Source organism: Haloarchaeobius amylolyticus (assembly GCF_042678045.1).
GTDB classification, from domain to species: domain Archaea; phylum Halobacteriota; class Halobacteria; order Halobacteriales; family Natrialbaceae; genus Natrinema; species Natrinema amylolyticus_A.
The window spans coordinates 232,416-246,691 of record NZ_JBHUDI010000004.1 but is presented as its reverse complement, the minus strand read 5'-3'; the positions used below and the strand labels follow the sequence as shown (position 1 = coordinate 246,691).

Below are 14,276 nucleotides of genomic sequence, written 5' to 3'. Positions count from 1 at the left end.
TCACGAAAATGTAGTTTCTGCTTCCGACGATCGAGTAGCGACGAATACTTCGGATTCCTCGTTTTCGCCGCCCGGAATATGAGATCTTTTCTGGGATCAGATGCGGGGAAGGGACACCTAGTGACCGTCGCGGTGCTCACTCGCTGTCGCGCACCACAAAATGTAGTAGAAGCTATATTATCTGCGTATCATCAATTCAGGCACATGCGGTCCCCGCTCCGCGCACTTCAGTCGCTCCTCGCCGTGCTCGTCCTCGTGATCGCCGCGATTACGCTCTTCGAGTTGCCACAACCCTATCCGACCTGGCCGACGCTCGGGCCAGTACCCGTTGATCCAGAACTCATCATCCCAGGGATGCTCGCGCTTGTCGCGCTCCTTGAAACATTCCGCGTGGGAATCGCTGTCGGCTCGATCGTCATCGGAGTCCTGAGCGCCGTGACGCTGTGGCTAGCAGCGACGAGGTGGTACACGCTCTACGCACCCACGAGAGGGGGCGTCTTCTGGGGCGGGCTGTTCACGCTCGTCAGCGGGAGCACGCTCGCGGTCGCAGTTCTCGTTCGACGTGCCGTTCGGAAGCGCACGTCGTAGCATCGGACTGCAGCGGCTTCCGCCGGAATCGGTCCGGTCCGACGACGGGTCTCAGCGCTGGCTCGTTCCACGCCGAGCGACACGTTCGATACTGTCGCCTTCCGCAACGACGCCATCTTCGAGGATCCGCGCTCGAAGCCCACCCCGATGAACCAGCGCCTCACGGATGCCCTGTTTTGCGAGGTGGCGCTCGAGGTACGAACACGGCTCGCAGAGTTCGATCCCTTCACAGACGATCTCGCCGACCCGAAACCGCTCCCCGACCAAGTGGTTCAGGGCGATGCCCGCCGTCGTCAGGTTCCGACGGTGGAGGCCGGGCGCAAGCGAGAGATCGTAGTCGCGTTCGACCGCCGCAAGCGCTTCGGCTTCGATGAGCGTGAGGTCGCTGCCTTCGCGGTCGGCGAACGTTCCCTCGGTGGCGTAGTAGCGATCACCCTCGAGCCCCCGCCGGGCGACTGCGGGTACCTGTTCGACGCGTTCCATCGGGGCACCCTGTTCCGGCGCGATGTGGATCGCTCGGACCGTTCCCGTCGATGTCATGGGGTAGCCGACGGCCGCGACCGAGGAATATCGATCGTTCTCCTGCTGCGGCTCACTCCCAGCGGCGGTTTCGCGACGACGTGATGTCGACGCCGCGGCTGTAGTAACAGACCGGCGACCCTGCAGGCCGTTCGAACCCGTTGGCCTCGAACAGCGTGTTCGTCTCGGTCGTCACCGTCGCCGGCCGCAGCGTCCACCGGTCGTGGTCGATGTCGGCGTAACGAAGCGTGCCGTCTCGAGCCGTCGTGTAGTATCGGTAGTGCTCGGTGAGAAACGCCGCCAGCGAGCCGGGCTCGGGGACGAACGGGTCACCCACCGGCTCGTAGGTGCCCGCGAACGTCGCCGGTGGGGCACCCGGATGGCGTCGCTCGCTCGTGAACGCGATTCCGCGGTCGGTCCCTGTCAGCTCGATGTCGGCGTAGTAGTAGGGCAGTCGGTGAAAGAGGCGCGCCCCGAGGACGCCGAGGATCCCTTCCGCGTCGAGGCTGAAGAAGTAGACGCCGGGCTCGCCGTCCCGACTGACGTACGTCCGGAGGTTGAGTTCGGGGAGATCGACGCCCATCGCTGCGGGAAGCCCGCGCGGACGAACGTCAACGTTCAGATACGGCACGACAGAGAGCCACGCCCGGCCGTCGTAGGTCTCGACGGTAAGATCATCCGGAATTTGAGCCGCAACGACGGCGGGATCGACCGGCCAGTTGGCAAAGAGCAGGTGTCGCCAGCCCATCGCGATCGGGAGCGTCATAGCGGCCCTAGGGGCAGACGGATAAAAACGCTGCAGCCAAACGTGGCTACTTGCCGGGACTCGCTCGACAGCCTACACGTGCTCTGGGACCCAGCCGCCGTCGACTTCGATGTTCTACACCCTCCTTTTTACTTCGTCGGGGGCTCTCGCTGCGCTCGAGCCCCGCTCCTCGCAAAAATCTGGACCAAAAACGTCCCGCGGCACACAGTGCCGCGGTTCGATTGCTTACACAGTCTCGGGCAACCAGCCGCCGTCAACCTCGATGTTCTCGCCGCTGACGTACCCACTATCCGGATCGAGGAAGAAATACAGCGGCGCGATCAGATCGTCGAAGTTCGCGGGCCGACCACGGGGTAACTCGTCGGGGAACTCGTCGGAATTTTCGACGACGTACGGCGAGATGGCGTTGACCGTGATCCCATCATCCTGGGTGTCCGCCGCGAGCATGCGTGTAAACATCAACACGCCTTTCTTCGCGACGAAGTAGGGGAAGTTCTTCGGACTGACGAGTCCTTGCTCGCTCGAGGCGTAGCCGATGTTCACGATCCGACCGGACTCGCGTGCTCGCATCCCGGGCAGGGCTCGCTTCGAGCAGAGGTAGGTGCCGGTGAGGTTCGTCTCGAGGACGCGGGTCCACTCCTCGAACGCGAGATCGTCCCAGCGCGCGGGCGCGAAGTCGCCGACGTTGTTGACCAGCACGTCGACGTCGCCGAGGTCGGCCTCGATCGCGGCGAAGAGGCCGTCGACACTGTCGGGATCGGTAACATCGGCCTGCACCGTCATCGCCGCTGGTGCGCCCCGTTCGCGGGCCTGATCGGCAACCTCGCGGGCCGCGTCGGCGCTGGTGTTGTAGTGGACTGCCGTCGCCGCGCCGCAGTCGGCCGTCGCCAACAGCAGTTCGCGGCCGACGCCTTTCGCACTGCCCGTCACGAGTACCGTCTGCCCGTCGAGATCGGGTCCATCCATGCGTCGATACTCGGCGACGGTGTGGAAAACGATGACGGCGTGGCACTGCCGGCCGCGATTCCATCGACATCGATCCCCGTCGCCACCCTGCCACGGCTTTACGGTGCTGTGGGCCGATTCACCAGTCATGCTAGATACGGTGTTACTCGCGGTCGGTCCCGGTGACGAAGACCGCAGCGGGCAACTGGCCGAGACGGTCCTCGAGGTCGCGAAACCGGCCGACGCCACCGTCGTCCTCGCACACGTCTTCACCAGCACCGAGTACGACGAGGTCCTCGACCGACTCGAGTTCGATCGCACCGTCGACGAAATCGAGCCCGACGCGGTCGCAGCCCGACACTCGACGATCCACGAGTTGCAGACGATCCTCGACGAACACGACGTCGACTACGAGATCCGGGGTGCCGTCGGGGACCACGGGCAGTCGATCGTTGACCTTGCGGCGAGTGCCGACGCCGATCGAGTCGTCGTCGGCGGGCGGCGGCGATCACCGACCGGAAAAGCCGTCTTCGGCTCGACGGCACAGGAAGTGCTGCTGTCGGCACCGTGTCCCGTCACCTTCGTCCGCAGCGACGAATCCGCACCCACCCGGGAGCCACCGGACGAATGAGACTCGAGTAGCCACACCCACTCAAGACCACCATCAAAACGGTCACGGTCGGTATTGGAGTCCTGCATCGACGAGAATACTTATGCAGGTGGCCCAACCACTGTGCGGACATGGCAATTGATACGGTACTCCTTGCAGTGGGACCGATGGACACAGTACGTGCGCCGGAGCTCGCCGAGACCGTGCTCGAGATCGCCGAACCCCTCGACGCGAAAGTCGTGATCGGCCATGCCTTCACGGAAGACGAGTACGAAGACATTCACGAGGATATCGGCTTCGACGCTCGTGCCGACGACGTCGACCCCGACGAGGTCGCCGCCGAACGCGCGCCGGTCCCCGAACTCGCCGAACGCTTCGAGGACGCCGGCGTCGACTACGAGATCAAAGGCGCACTCGGCGAAGTCAGTTCCAAAGTCGTCGACATGGCAGTCGACGTCGACGCCGACCGGATGGTCGTCGGTGGTCGCCGGCGCTCCCCAGCTGAAAAGGCCGTGCTCGGCTCCGTCTCCCAGGAGATTATCCTCTCGGCACCCTGTCCGGTCACCTACTTCCGCGACCTCGACGTCATGGAGTAGACCTGTCGCTGTCGACGAATCGATCCCGCGTTTTCGCCCTCTCTTGTCACATCACCACGGTTCAGCGCCGGCTGCGTTGGCACCTGTCGGCCGTTCGCTATCACTCCTCGGCCCGCCGTTTCCACTCCCGTTCTTGTTTGCGCTCGCGGACGTGGCGCTGCCCATCAGCCAACTCCTGTCGGACCCGGTGCTCGAGCGCCCGCGTTTCGACCAGCAGGCTCTCCTGGAAGGTCTCGAGGATATCGTAGGACCAGCGGTCCTCGTCGACGACCCCGTGGGGGAGGAGGTCGTCCCGGATCGTATCGGCGAGGTCGTCGTGGCCAGTCGCTCTGAGGTGGGTTTCGGCGCGGTAGAGATGGTCCATCCCGTGGCCCGTCGCGTGGTGGAACTCGAGGAGGTAGCCCTGCGCACGCTGGGCCCACTCGAGGCCCAGTTCGACCTCGTGGAGCGCCTCGAGTTCCCTCTCGGAGAGCGCGGTTGTCGGGTCTGACCCGACGTCCGTATCGGCGCGTGAGTCGTCGGTAGCCATACGATTAGATATGCTACAGAGTGACATACATATGTCGCCGCCGACGGCTCCGTCGTGTGTTGCCGGCTCCGAACGTATCGAAATCGATACTCGTCGGCGAGTACAATCTGGGTAGTTAAGTACGGTCGCGGTCGTCTCTAGGGTAGCATGGTCTACTATGCGGGCGTCGATCTCGGCGCGACCAACGTCCGGGCGGTCGTCGCCGAGCCGGACGGGACGACGATCGGTGTGGATCGCCGATCGACGCCGCGCGGGCCGACGGGTATCGACGTGACGGAAGGGGTCCTGCGAACGCTTCGTGGTGCCTGTGGCGAGGCCGGTATCGATCCCAAACGGATCACTGCCGCCGGCATCGGCTCGATCGGGCCGTTCGACCTCGCTGAGGGTGCGGTAATCGATCCGGCGAACCTGCCCGACTCGATCGACCGCATCCCGCTGACCGGGCCGATTGCGAAGCTGATTGACAGCGACGACGTCTACCTCCACAACGACACGACCGCGGGCGTCATCGGCGAACGGTTCCACGCCGCTCGCAATCCCGACGACATGGTCTACATCACCATCTCCTCGGGGATCGGCGCCGGCGTCTGCTCGGACGGCCGCATCGTCAGCGGCTGGGATGGCAACGCCGGCGAGGTCGGCCACTACGTCGTCGACCCCCACGGTCGGCTGACCTGTGGCTGCGGCCACGACGGCCACTGGGAGGCCTACTGTTCGGGCAACGCCATCCCTGATTTCGCCCGGCTGCTCGCCGACGACGATCCGACGATCTCGACTGCCCTCCCGCTCGAGGGACCGGAGTTCACCGCGAAGGACGTCTTCGACCTCGCCGGTGAGGACGAACTGGCCGACTACGTCGTCGAACAACTCGCCCACTGGAACGCGATCGGTGTCACGAACGTGATCCACGCGTTCGCGCCGATCGTCGTCTCCTTTGGCGGCGCGGTCGCGTTGCACAACGAAGAACTGGTCGTCGACCCCATCCGCGAGCGCGTCTCGGAGATGGTGATGACGAACGTGCCGGAGATTCACGTCACCGACCTCGGCGACGACGTCGTCGTCGAAGGGGCACTCGCCAGTGCCCTGACCGAGGGGACCGGCGATCGGCGTCGGCTGCGCGGCTGAGCCGCACACATCTCGGTCGCGGTGTCCGCTGCCGAGTACACCATCTTCTATGTATCTGTATCCGCTCTTCCAACTATGGAGCGGAGAGCGTTCCTCACGAAGGGCGGTGTCGCCGGACTTGGTCTGTCCCTGCCGTCGATGGCCGTGCTATCCCGATCGACTACCGCGAGACCCCAGCAACAGGAACCATACGAACCGCTCGGACAGGTTCCCATCACCGGCGCTGCGGAGGCCGTCGTCGGCGACGATGGGATCGCGTACGTCGCCGCGACGACCGGGTTTGCAGTCGTCGACGTGAGTGATCCCGCCGAGCCGACGATTCTCGCCGAGGAACGCGACATCGCGATCGACGGCGCGTCGCTGACACAGCTCCTCGATCTGACCGTCGACGGCGACCGACTGATCGTCGCCGGCCCGGCCGAAACCGCCCGCTCGAGCGACCTGTATCTGGGTGTTCGACGCTACGACGTGAGCGATCCCGCCGAGCCGGTCCCGACCGGCGCCTACGAAACGGGGTCCCATGTTCACAACTGCTATCTCGAGGACGACCTGCTCTTTCTCGTCGAGAACACGCAACAGGACAACCGGCTCGTGATCGTCGACATCGGCGACGACGAGCTCACACGGGTCGGGGACTGGTCACTGCTGGACCGCGAGCCCGGCTGGCGCGACGTCCACTGGCTCGGTCGCTATCTCCACGACGTCTACGTGCAAGACGAGATGGCCTACCTCCCCTACTGGAACGCCGGGACCTACCTGCTCGACGTGAGCGATCCGACCGCCCCCACCTACGTCACCCACGTCGCGGACACCACGCTCGAGGCCCAACGCGAGACCGACGACTATCGGGACGGCGTCTACGGGCTGCCCGGTAACGATCACTACGCGGCGGTCGACGAGGGCAGCGACCTCATGGCGGTCGGCCGAGAGGCGTGGGCGACTGGCGGGGACGAACCCGACCATCCGGGCGGGATCGACCTCTACGACGTGCGCGATCCGACGGACCCGGTACATCGGGGATCGATCGACGCGCCACGGACCGACGACGAATCCTATCGCGGCGGGACCTGGACGACCTCACACAACTTCGAACTCCGCGGCGACCGGCTCTACTCGTCGTGGTATCGGGCCGGCGTCCAGATCCACGACGTCTCCGATCCCACCGCCCCCGAACGGCTCGCCTGGTGGCGCGACCCGGCCGAGACGGGGTTCTGGACGGCACGCGTGGTCGACCCCGGCGAGACGTTCATCGCATCGAGCACCGAGGCGATCCCCAATACGTCGCTCGAGGGCGCGCTCTACACTTTCCCGGCCGAAGCCGGCGAGCAGGCCGATCCACCACCCCTGGACGATCCCGACGAATGGGGGGCGAGCGACGATTCGGGCGCGTCCAGCGATGATGACGAGGCCGCCGATACGATACCCGGCTTCACCGGCGCCGCCGGCCTCGTCGGTGGCGGCGTCGCGCTCGAGTGGCTCCGGCGGCGCAGAAACGTTCAGGATTAATTCGGCTGATTTCGGCCGCCCGACCCAAGGTATACCCCGCTCGAGCGTCTAGCACGACACATGACTGACTCCGAGGGCGAGCCGTCGCTGCGAGAGCGCGTCGAGCAGTGGCTGGCACGTGAGATGCCGATCATCCAGATGCACGGCGGCACCAGCGCGGTGCGGGCGGCCGACCCCGAGACCGGCGAGGTCATTATCGAACTCGGCGGCGGCTGCAAGGGCTGTTCGGTCAGCGACGTGACGACGGGCAACATCGAGGCCGAACTGATCACGTGGCCCGAAATCGACGAGGTCACGGTTCGGGTGCCCGACGCACGCGATAGTCTCGGCGGTCCCGACCAGCCAGAATCGATCATGGGGATCGATCGGACCGAAGGCGGTCGCGGCGACTGGGGATCGTCGAACCCGGGCAAAGACCACCTGTAAGCGCTGTTTTCGAGGCCTTCGATCGACGATCGTATCTGTTCGATAGTCGGCGGTCTCGCGAGTGCGACCAGTCTCGTGTCCGACGTGGCGACAGCCGGCGAACGAGCGTCGGCTCGTCTGTACGAGTCGTCGGTGTCAGTATCGACGACGCGTCCGCCCCCTCGAGGGATACCACAGCTGCCGGCCAGACACTGCTGTAATCGTCGACAAGGCGGGAACGCGCGCGAGTACAGACCGTCATAGATAGCGGTAAGATTTGCATCTCGGGCACGAGTCTCCAGGTTCGATAAGTTATGGCTATCCTATATGACATGATTCCGAACCTATGCGTATTCTATCTTGCGCGGCACCCACAAGTCTATTAAACCAGGACGGGTTGAGGCGTCGCTATCGATGCAGCCGACACGGGCATGCGAGAGCAGCGTGATCGAACGATGATCGGACTCGAGTCACTGGGCGCGACCGGACAGGCCATCACGGGCGTCGGTGCCGTCCTCGTCGAAGCGATGGTGCTGTACGTCGTCTACGGGGCGCTCACGACGGCGCTGAGCGGGCCGCTCAAACGCGTCCTCGGGGGGACCTAGTCGTGGCGATGGAACTGTTCGGAATCGCGGCGGGGCAACTCGGATTGTTCGTCAGCTTTGGTCTGCTCATCGGAACCCTGTTCGGGTTCTTCGGAATGGGTGGCTCGTTCCTCGTCACGCCCGCGCTACTCGTGATGGGGTACGACTCGACGACCGCGGTCGGGAGCGGACTCGCGTTCGTGTTCGGGACCTCGGTCATCGCGGCGCTTCGCCACCGTGACCACGGCCAGGTCGACTACAAACTCGGCCTGATGTTCATCGTGGGGATGACTGCCGGCATCGAGGTCGGGAAGGAAGTCGTCTATCTCCTGAAGGGACTCGGCTTCGCCGACCTCATTGTGAGCCTCTCGTATATCGGCTTGCTGGCGGTCGTCGGGCTGTTGATGCTTCGGGACGCCCGTGCGGAGGACTCGAGCGACGACGAGGAACCCGCACTCGCCAAAAAGCTCCAGTCGATCGAGCTCCCACCCATGGTCTCCATCAAGGGCGGTACCGAGGTGTCGCTGTGGGTGACGCTCGCGATGGCGTTTGGCATCGGGATCCTCTCGGGCTTCCTCGGCGTCGGCGGCGGCTTCCTGCTGATGCCCGCGATGATGTACGGGCTGGGCGTCCCCGCCGCGGTCGCGGTCGGAACCGACGTCTTCCAGATCACGGCCTCGGGCGCGTTCGGCGCGTTCACCTACGCCCAATCCGGCGCGCTCGACCTCACTATCGTCCTTCCCCTGCTTGCAGGGAGCGCAATGGGTGCCCGCATCGGCGCCGGCGCGACGGCACTCGTCAACGAAGACGACATCACCGAGTACTTCGCCGCAATGTTGCTGGCGGGGTCGGCTGCGGTGGCCAGCCGGAACCTCGGGAACGCCTACGACATGGTGGTTCTGAACCGTCTCAGTCAGGCGCTCATCTTCGGGTCGGCCCTGCTGGTCAGCGGTGCCGTCATCTGGGCGAGCATTCAGAGTATCCGTGAGAACGAGCCTGCCGAATCGGTTCACGCCGCAGATTGAGTGGGACGATGACTGCCTCCAATCAAACTGATTGACACACCGACCGCACCGTCCGGGGTCTCGCTCACGGAGCTCGGTTGGAACCGCGCTCCCGTCGTGCGATCGGGTGCAATGACGTTCAGTTACGCCGTGCTGTTCGTTGACAGAGCGAGACCGTTGGGAAGTCCTATATCCTTTTATGCGCCCATTACGGACTCGTACACCATGATGAGTAACTGTCTGCAGGCAGGAGGTGACGTCGATGGGTAACGTACCCGAGTCCGGCGATGAGGACGATCCCGACGCCGAGACCGACGGCGGCGTCCGCGCCTATACCGTCCGGCTCGAGCTCGTCGACGAACCCGGCGAGTTACTCCGCGCGCTCGCACCAATCGCCGACAACGGCGGCAATCTGCTGAGTATCCACCACGAACGCGGCAACATCACGCCTCGCGGGCACATCCCCGTCGAGGTCGACATGGAGTGTCCCCCTGACCGATTCGACGGCATCGTCGACGCGCTGCGCGATGCCGGCGTCAACGTCATTCAGGCCGGCGAAGAACACTACGGCGAGGAGATCAGCGTCGTGCTGGTCGGCCACCTCATCGAGACCGATCTCTCGAACACCCTCTCGCGGATCGAAGACGAGGCCGACGCCGTCGTCCAGGATCTCTCGGTGACGTCGCCCGACGGCACCGAAGGTGTCGCGAGCGCCCGCGCGCGACTCGCGATCAACTCCGGTCGCTCCACGGAGGCGCTCGCAGCGATCCGCTCGATCGGCACGGAGAAGGACTTGACCGTCGTCGAACCCCTACTCGGGGGTGAGACCGCATGAAGCTCGCAATTCTCGGTGCGGGTGACGTCGGCCGCTCGGTCGCTGATCTCGCCGGCGAGTACGGCCACGAGGTCGTCGCACTCGCTGACTCCAGTAGCGCCGCAGTCGATCCGGACGGCATCGCCGTCGAAGACGCCCTCGAGCGAAAGGTCGGCGGCGGGGCCGTCGGCACTGCCGCTCCCGAGGACGTCTTCGCGACTGACTACGACGTACTGATCGAGGCGACCCCGACGACGCTCGGCGACGCCGAACCCGGCTTCTCCCACGTCCAGCGTGCGCTCGAGGCCGACCGTCACGCCGTCCTCGCGAACAAGGGCCCGGTCGCCGAACGCTACGAGGAACTGCGCGCACTCGAGGCCGAGAGCGCGGGTTCGATCCGCTTCGAGGCGACCGTCGGCGGCGCGATTCCGATCCTCTCGACGATCGAGGACTGTACGCCCCAGGCCGTCACCGCGGTTCGAGGCGTCTTGAACGGGACCGCGAATTTCATCCTCACGCGGATGGCCGCCGAGGGGCTCGACTACGACCACGTCCTCGCCGAAGCACAGGATCTGGGCGTCGCCGAGGCTGACCCGACCTTCGACGTCGACGGCACCGACGCCGCCCTGAAGTTCGTCATCCTCGCGAACGTGCTCGCTGATGGTGGCTTTGCTCTCGAGGATGCGACGGTCGACGGCATCCAGGACATCCCGGGCAGCGCGCTCGATCTCGCCGCCGAAGACGGCCGCACGATCCGGCTCATCGGCGAGGCGACCCGCGACGGCGTCCGCGTCGGCCCGCGACTCGTCCCCGAAAACGGCGCGCTCGCCGTGACCGGCACGCGCAACATCGTCCAGATCGAGACCCGGCACGCAGGATCGCTCCACACGAGCGGGCGCGGCGCCGGCGGCCCGGAGACGGCGACGGCGGTGCTCTCCGACGTCGGTCGACTCCCACCACTGTAACGCGATCACGACGTGCTCGTTTTGCTGTTGGATACCCCGCTTCACTACCGGTTGTTGTCTGTCGGACGAGACGAGTTGTACCGGTCGCACGTGATCATACTGCCGGACGGAACGACGTGAAGATCGGTCTGCTGCGGCCGTCTCCGGTTGAGCCGGCCGCGAATTCGCGACCGGCTTCGTATGGACCTCTGTCTAACAGTATCAGTCCCGACCAGTCGCCGACCGCGCCCGAGACGTGTGTCGCGCTGGAGTCGGGAAACAGGCCCTCGAGCCCGCCATCGACCCGCCGCCGTCGGCCGGGATCGAACGTTCTGTGGCGTGTGAATGCTAGCCAAACCGCAAGACGGCGTCGGGATCGACTGAATACGCTTTCGAAATGGTTTTAACCGCAACGAGCCAAAGAGACCGATATAAGCGCCTCTGCGCGTGAGCTACAACAATGAGCGACCAACACCAGAACCTGGCCATCATCGGTCACGTTGACCACGGGAAGAGTACGCTCGTGGGACGACTCCTCTACGAGACGGGGAGCGTACCAGAGCACGTCATCGAACAGCACCGCGAAGAAGCAGAAGAGAAGGGCAAGGGTGGCTTCGAGTTCGCCTACGTCATGGACAACCTCGCCGAAGAGCGAGAGCGTGGTGTCACCATCGACATCGCCCACCAGGAGTTCTCGACGGACGCCTACGACTTCACCATCGTCGACTGTCCTGGCCACCGCGACTTCGTGAAGAACATGATCACGGGCGCATCCCAGGCGGACAACGCCGTCCTCGTCGTCGCCGCTGACGACGGTGTCGCGCCCCAGACCCAGGAGCACGTCTTCCTGGCTCGTACCCTCGGTATCGACGAACTCATCATCGGCATCAACAAGATGGACATCGTCGACTACGAAGAGTCGACGTACGACGAGGTCGTCGAAGAAGTCAACCAGCTGCTCAAGCAGGTCCAGTTCAACACCGACGACGCCTCGTTCATCCCGATCTCGGCGTTCGAAGGCGACAACATCGCCGAGGAGTCCGACAACACGCCGTGGTACGACGGCGAAATCCTCCTCGAGGCCCTCAACGACCTGCCGGAGCCGGAGCCGCCGACGGACGCGCCGCTTCGACTCCCGATTCAGGACGTCTACACGATCTCGGGTATCGGTACCGTCCCCGTCGGACGTATCGAGACCGGTATCCTGAACACCGGCGACAACGTCTCCTTCCAGCCATCGGACGTCGGTGGCGAAGTGAAGACGATCGAGATGCACCACGAAGAGGTGCCCAAGGCTGAACCCGGTGACAACGTCGGATTCAACGTCCGCGGCATCGGCAAGGACGACATCCGCCGCGGTGACGTCTGTGGCCCCGCCGACGACCCGCCGAGCGTCGCCGAGACGTTCCAGGCCCAGATCGTCGTCATGCAGCACCCCTCGGTCATCACCGCCGGCTACACCCCGGTCTTCCACGCCCACACCGCACAGGTCGCGTGTACGATCGAATCCATCGACAAGAAAATGGACCCCTCGAGCGGCGAGGTCGCCGAGGAGAACCCCGACTTCATCCAGGCGGGTGACGCTGCTGTGGTCACCATCCGACCGCAGAAGCCCCTCAGCATCGAGCCATCCAGCGAGATCCCCGAACTCGGGAGCTTCGCCATCCGCGACATGGGTCAGACCATCGCCGCTGGCAAGGTCCTGAGCGTCGACGAGAAATAAATGCAGCAGGCACGCGTTCGACTCGCGGGCACGAGTCCCGACGACTTAGACGACATCTGTGACGACGTCCGCGAGATCGCGAACAACACCGGCGTCAACCTGAGCGGACCCATTCCGCTGCCGACGAAAACGCTCGAGGTGCCGACCCGGAAATCGCCCGACGGCGAGGGCACCGCGACGTGGGAGCACTGGGAGATGCGCGTCCACAAGCGCCTGATCGACCTGGACGCCGACGAACGCGCACTCCGACAGCTCATGCGCATTCAGGTGCCGAACGACGTCTCGATCGAGATCGTCCTCGAAGACTAGGACCCCTCGATCGCGGCTCGAGTGCGAGTTTTCCGTTTTTAGGCCCGTCTGATAGCGCCCGCTGTGGCGGCATCGCTCGTCCCGAAAGCGGCCGCGCTGGCACGCACGCCGGTAACCGAATCCGGCGACGTGGAGCGGGTGAGAGAAACCAATCGCGGTTACTGCCAAGAGTCAAGGCCGCTCCGACAGTATCACGGGATAGATGTCGTACTCCGTCGGATCACCGCTCGATACCGACCTCGAGTTTACCGCGAGCGAACTGGCAGGTGCGCTAGGTGATTCGGTTACGGTGTTGCCGCTTTTGGTTGCACTGGGCGCGACGACCAGCGTCTCCTTGCCCCACGTGCTGGTCGGTTTCGGCGTCTTCCAGATCATTTGGGGGATCTACTACGGACTGCCGCTGTCCGTCGAGCCGATGAAGGCACTGGTCGGGCTGGCGATCGTCGGGACGCTAACCTACGCCGAACTCGCCGCTGCCGGATTGGTCGCCGGCGGCGTACTGCTCACGGTCGGCCGACTCGGCCTCGTCGGCCGGCTCCAGCGCGTCGTCGGCGAACCGGTCATCCGTGGGGTCCAACTCGCCGTGGCCCTGCTCTTGCTCGAGGCGGCCGTCGATCTCTCGCTCGCGAACGTGCCCATCGCAGTGGCCGGACTCGCCGTCGTCGGCCTGTTGGCGCTGGTCGGCTATCGGCAGGCGAGCGTGCTGGTCGTGCTCGGACTCGGTGGGATCGCCGCCGTCGTGACGGCCGGCGTTCCGACGCCGGCGGTGCCGGCACTCACCGTTTTTCCCGCCGGCGGGCCGTCGGTCAGCGCGGCCGCGCTCGAGGGGACGGTCGCCCAGCTCGGCATGACGCTCGGCAACGCCGCGATTGCGACTGCCCTGCTCTGTGGCGACCTCTACGATCGGGACGTCTCACCCGACACGCTTGCGACGAGTATGGGCGTCACCTGTCTCACGGCGATTCCGGTCGGTGGCGTGCCGATGTGTCACGGCAGCGGCGGCCTCGCCGGCAAGTACGCTTTCGGCGCGCGAACCGGCGGCGCGAACGTCCTGCTGGGAATCGGTTACCTCGCGCTTGCAGTCGTGGCCGGCGGTGCGCTCCTGACTGCGTTCCCGCTTGCCGTCCTCGGCGCGTTACTCGTCGTCGTCGCCCTCGAACTCGGTCGTGCGGCGTTCGAGCCCGTTGCCGACGCCCGTTCGCTCGCAGTCGTCGCGGGGGTCGGCGTCGTTGGGCTGGCCATCAACGTCGGCGTTGCGTTCGCCCTCGGAACGGTCGTGTTCTGGGTGCTCTCGCGACAACGCGAGTGA

The 14,276-nt window shown here is 65.1% G+C and carries 17 protein-coding genes; 13 read left to right on the top strand and 4 right to left on the bottom strand.

Translation table 11 applies throughout. The features are described 5' to 3' along the window. Positions 1 to 204: 204 nt before the first annotated feature. Positions 205 to 588 (top strand): hypothetical protein, encoded by a 384-nt coding sequence (locus tag ACFR99_RS07490; protein ID WP_390285908.1) that lies wholly within the window; start codon positions 205 to 207, stop codon positions 586 to 588. Between the two features lie 51 nt (positions 589 to 639). On the opposite strand, the gene ACFR99_RS07485 is transcribed toward ACFR99_RS07490, so the two are convergent. From ACFR99_RS07485 to ACFR99_RS07475, 3 genes are all read right to left on the bottom strand, one after another. Further along, a complete protein-coding gene (locus ACFR99_RS07485; protein ID WP_390285906.1) occupies positions 640 to 1,128 on the bottom strand; it encodes an MOSC domain-containing protein in 489 nt (162 codons plus the stop codon). A 52-nt stretch (positions 1,129 to 1,180) separates the two neighbouring features. Continuing rightward, a complete protein-coding gene (locus ACFR99_RS07480) occupies positions 1,181 to 1,873 on the bottom strand; it encodes a YqjF family protein (RefSeq protein WP_390285904.1) in 693 nt (230 codons plus the stop codon). A 225-nt stretch (positions 1,874 to 2,098) separates the two neighbouring features. Continuing rightward, a complete protein-coding gene (locus tag ACFR99_RS07475) occupies positions 2,099 to 2,839 on the bottom strand; it encodes an SDR family oxidoreductase (protein ID WP_390285902.1) in 741 nt (246 codons plus the stop codon). A gap of 127 nt (positions 2,840 to 2,966) precedes the next feature. On the opposite strand from ACFR99_RS07475, the gene ACFR99_RS07470 reads away from it, so the two are divergent. After that, on the top strand, positions 2,967 to 3,449 hold the full coding sequence (locus tag ACFR99_RS07470; RefSeq protein WP_390285900.1) for a universal stress protein: 483 nt from the start codon (positions 2,967 to 2,969) through the stop codon (positions 3,447 to 3,449). 110 nt (positions 3,450 to 3,559) lie between these two features. After that, on the top strand, positions 3,560 to 4,024 hold the full coding sequence (locus tag ACFR99_RS07465; RefSeq protein WP_390285898.1) for a universal stress protein: 465 nt from the start codon (positions 3,560 to 3,562) through the stop codon (positions 4,022 to 4,024). A gap of 100 nt (positions 4,025 to 4,124) precedes the next feature. On the opposite strand, the gene ACFR99_RS07460 is transcribed toward ACFR99_RS07465, so the two are convergent. Next, a complete protein-coding gene (locus ACFR99_RS07460) occupies positions 4,125 to 4,553 on the bottom strand; it encodes a hypothetical protein (RefSeq protein WP_390285896.1) in 429 nt (142 codons plus the stop codon). 147 nt (positions 4,554 to 4,700) lie between these two features. Between ACFR99_RS07460 and ACFR99_RS07455 the strand changes: the two genes are divergently transcribed. The 10 genes from ACFR99_RS07455 to ACFR99_RS07410 all read left to right on the top strand — a co-directional run bounded on the left by ACFR99_RS07455 (position 4,701) and on the right by ACFR99_RS07410 (position 14,276). After that, a complete protein-coding gene (locus tag ACFR99_RS07455; RefSeq protein WP_390285894.1) occupies positions 4,701 to 5,678 on the top strand; it encodes an ROK family protein in 978 nt (325 codons plus the stop codon). Between the two features lie 75 nt (positions 5,679 to 5,753). Next, positions 5,754 to 7,184 carry an LVIVD repeat-containing protein gene (locus ACFR99_RS07450; protein WP_390285892.1) on the top strand — a complete coding sequence of 477 codons (1,431 nt, stop codon included), beginning with the start codon at positions 5,754 to 5,756 and terminating at the stop codon, positions 7,182 to 7,184. A 60-nt stretch (positions 7,185 to 7,244) separates the two neighbouring features. Beyond that, positions 7,245 to 7,610, top strand: a complete 366-nt coding sequence (locus ACFR99_RS07445) for a NifU family protein (RefSeq protein WP_390285890.1) — start codon at positions 7,245 to 7,247, stop codon at positions 7,608 to 7,610. A 434-nt stretch (positions 7,611 to 8,044) separates the two neighbouring features. Next, entirely contained in the window at positions 8,045 to 8,194 is a 150-nt protein-coding gene (locus ACFR99_RS07440; RefSeq protein WP_465260895.1) for a DUF7512 family protein, read from the top strand. 8 nt (positions 8,195 to 8,202) lie between these two features. Beyond that, positions 8,203 to 9,198 (top strand): sulfite exporter TauE/SafE family protein, encoded by a 996-nt coding sequence (locus ACFR99_RS07435; protein ID WP_390285886.1) that lies wholly within the window; start codon positions 8,203 to 8,205, stop codon positions 9,196 to 9,198. A 241-nt stretch (positions 9,199 to 9,439) separates the two neighbouring features. Further along, on the top strand, positions 9,440 to 10,012 hold the full coding sequence (locus ACFR99_RS07430; protein ID WP_390285884.1) for an amino acid-binding protein: 573 nt from the start codon (positions 9,440 to 9,442) through the stop codon (positions 10,010 to 10,012). After that, on the top strand, positions 10,009 to 10,956 hold the full coding sequence (locus tag ACFR99_RS07425) for a homoserine dehydrogenase (protein ID WP_390285882.1): 948 nt from the start codon (positions 10,009 to 10,011) through the stop codon (positions 10,954 to 10,956). Before ACFR99_RS07430 ends, ACFR99_RS07425 begins: the two co-directional genes overlap by 4 nt. 439 nt (positions 10,957 to 11,395) lie before the next feature. Continuing rightward, a complete protein-coding gene (gene tuf / locus ACFR99_RS07420) occupies positions 11,396 to 12,658 on the top strand; it encodes a translation elongation factor EF-1 subunit alpha (RefSeq protein ID WP_390285880.1) in 1,263 nt (420 codons plus the stop codon). Further along, complete coding sequence (gene rpsJ / locus ACFR99_RS07415) at positions 12,659 to 12,967, top strand: 30S ribosomal protein S10 (RefSeq protein ID WP_004215311.1); 309 nt, start codon at positions 12,659 to 12,661, stop codon at positions 12,965 to 12,967. 202 nt (positions 12,968 to 13,169) lie between these two features. Beyond that, positions 13,170 to 14,276, top strand: coding sequence for a putative sulfate/molybdate transporter (locus tag ACFR99_RS07410; RefSeq protein ID WP_390285875.1), 1,107 nt, complete (start codon positions 13,170 to 13,172; stop codon positions 14,274 to 14,276).